This window comes from Thiolapillus sp. (assembly GCF_048562965.1).
GTDB classification, from domain to species: Bacteria; Pseudomonadota; Gammaproteobacteria; order Chromatiales; family Chromatiaceae; genus Thiolapillus; species Thiolapillus brandeum_A.
Map to the genome: position 1 here is coordinate 1 of NZ_JBHNMF010000523.1, position 2231 is coordinate 2231.

A 2231-nucleotide genomic window follows, 5' to 3' on the forward strand; every position below is an offset into this window, starting at 1 on the left:
CACAGGTTTCGCATGGGGTGATGGGGGACGTTTGAACGGCCTCAATCGTGCGGGTGTTACCGCAGCGGATACCGTTCGCTTCGCTCTCCATGGCTGGCAGCGAGTGAGGTTTCTCATGTATCTTGCTCTTACTTATTATACCGCATATTGCATGTGGTATCCGTCATTTGAACGTGGTCGATGTACTAGGACCTCCGCAATTCGGGCGTGGTACGCAAACTCCTTGCCGTTGTCGAACGTCATGGTCTTCACCAGATCGTCGAATGCACCCAAGCGATCGATAATCGCCGCTGCCGTCTGCTCTGCCGTCGCCCGTGCCACTTTCTGTATCACGACCTGACGGCTTTTGCGTTCCACCAGTGTCACCAACGCCGATTGTCCCTTGCCCCTGACCGTATCGCCCTCCCAGTCACCGATACGAGAGCGCTCTTCGACGATCGTTAGCCGCTCCTCGATGCCAACCCGGCCGATGATGCGACCTCGCCGTTCCTGACTGCCATAGCGCTTCCTGTAGCGCTTGCGCCGCTGCCGAAGGTGTTTGTGCAGATCGCCGCCCGCTTTCTGATCACGTTCGATATGACGGTAGATCCATTCATGGCTGACCAACGGATAACCCGCCTCCCTCAATGAACCTGCGATCTGTTCCGGACTCCAGTCGTCTCTCAGTCGGGCCTCTACCCAAGCGATCAGTTCCGGTGTCCGCTTGTGGCGCTTGCCTGCCTCCCGTCGTCTACGATAAGCCACTCGTTGTGCCGTCTCCGCCTGGTAGCCTTCAATTCCCCGGTTGCGCCTCAGCTCCCAGCTGATGGTGCTTGGTGATCGGCCTGTCTCCCTGGCGATCTGCCGCTGCGTGTAGCCCAGCCCCTTCAGTGCCGTAATCTGGTATCTTTCCTCTTGAGTGAGTTGCCTGTAGTGCCTCATGTGCATGCCTGTATGGTGTTGGTGTCAGAGCTACCCATTCTAGGCGGCAACTGACTCCCTTTCAGCATCAGGCGTTGCAGTTATTCTATGAATTCGGGTATTATATTTCTTGCGCTCAAACTAGGGACGGAATTTCATTGTTAGTGAAGCGAGTTCCACATCCGGTCTTCACACGCTTGCTGTAGTCGAACAAATAGATGCTGATCTAGAAATCAATCTGAATAAGTCAGAAGCCCTCCGCCAATCCATCCTGAAAAAAGCCTTCTCCGGCCAGTTGTTGCTCCAGGATCCCAGCGACGAACCCGCCTCAGTCTTGCTCAAACGCATTGCGGCAGAAAAAGCCGAGCAGGCAGCAAAGGCCAAAGCTAAAAAAACCACGGCCAAGGGACACAGAAAGATAGCCAAGAAGAAATCAGCAAAACGGGTTGCCTGATGAATATTACGCCCGAGCAAATCGACCTGTGGCGTACCATGCCTTCGGAAAACCAGCATCTGGAATTCAAGGAAGCCAAGAATCAGTTTGATAGCAGGAAGCTTTACCGTTACTGCGTCGCGCTTGCCAATGAAGAAGGAGGCTTCCTGGTGCTTGGTATTGCGGATAAACCGCCGAGGCCTGTTGTGGGTTCAAATGCCTTTCTAAATACGGTAGCAACGGCTTCCAAAATATTTACAGCGGTGGGGTTTCGCGTCGAGGTGATAGAGGTCAACCATCCGGATGGCCGGGTGGTGGTTCTGCAAATACCATCACGCCCCAAGGGAACAGCCTACCATTACGACGGCGCTTATTTGATGCGATCCGGGGAAGAATTGATCCCCATGAGTGAAGATCAGCTGCGCAAGATTTTTGCCGAAGGTCAACCCAGTTGGCTGGAACAGGTGGCGTTGCAAGGGCTTAGTGCTCAGGATGTAGTCCAATTCCTGGATACGCAAAGCTTTTTTGAGCTTTTGAATCAGCCCTATCCAACCGAACAGAGCGGTGTATTGGAACGACTTCTGGCTGAACGCCTGGTGCAGCAGTCTGATACGGGTTATGCCATTCTGAACATTGGGGCGTTGCTACTGGCCAAGAGCCTTCATACATTCGAGGGTATTGGCCGGAAAGCGGCCAGAGTCGTAGTCTATTCTGGCGAGTCCAAGATGGATACCTTGTCAGACCTGACCGGGGGAAAAGGCTATGCCGTTGGTTTTCGTGGATTGGTCCAGTATGTGATGGGTCGGTTGCCACAAAACGAAGTCATCGAAGATGCAATCCGCAAAGAAGTAAAGCTGGTTCCCGAGGTGGTGATTCGAGAATTGTTGGCCAATGCGCT

2 protein-coding genes are annotated in these 2231 nt (G+C 53.6%); one reads left to right on the forward strand and one right to left on the reverse strand.

The window, feature by feature from the left end; all coding sequences use genetic code 11:
* Positions 1–135: 135 nt before the first annotated feature.
* Positions 136–921, reverse strand: a complete 786-nt coding sequence (locus ACOCD2_RS17200) for an IS30 family transposase (RefSeq protein WP_293649449.1) — start codon at positions 919–921, stop codon at positions 136–138.
* A gap of 432 nt (positions 922–1353) precedes the next feature.
* Here ACOCD2_RS17200 and ACOCD2_RS17205 point away from each other — a divergent pair.
* Positions 1354–2231, forward strand: an 878-nt coding sequence (locus tag ACOCD2_RS17205) for a helix-turn-helix domain-containing protein (RefSeq protein ID WP_293650294.1), incomplete at its 3' end; no start/stop codon positions are given.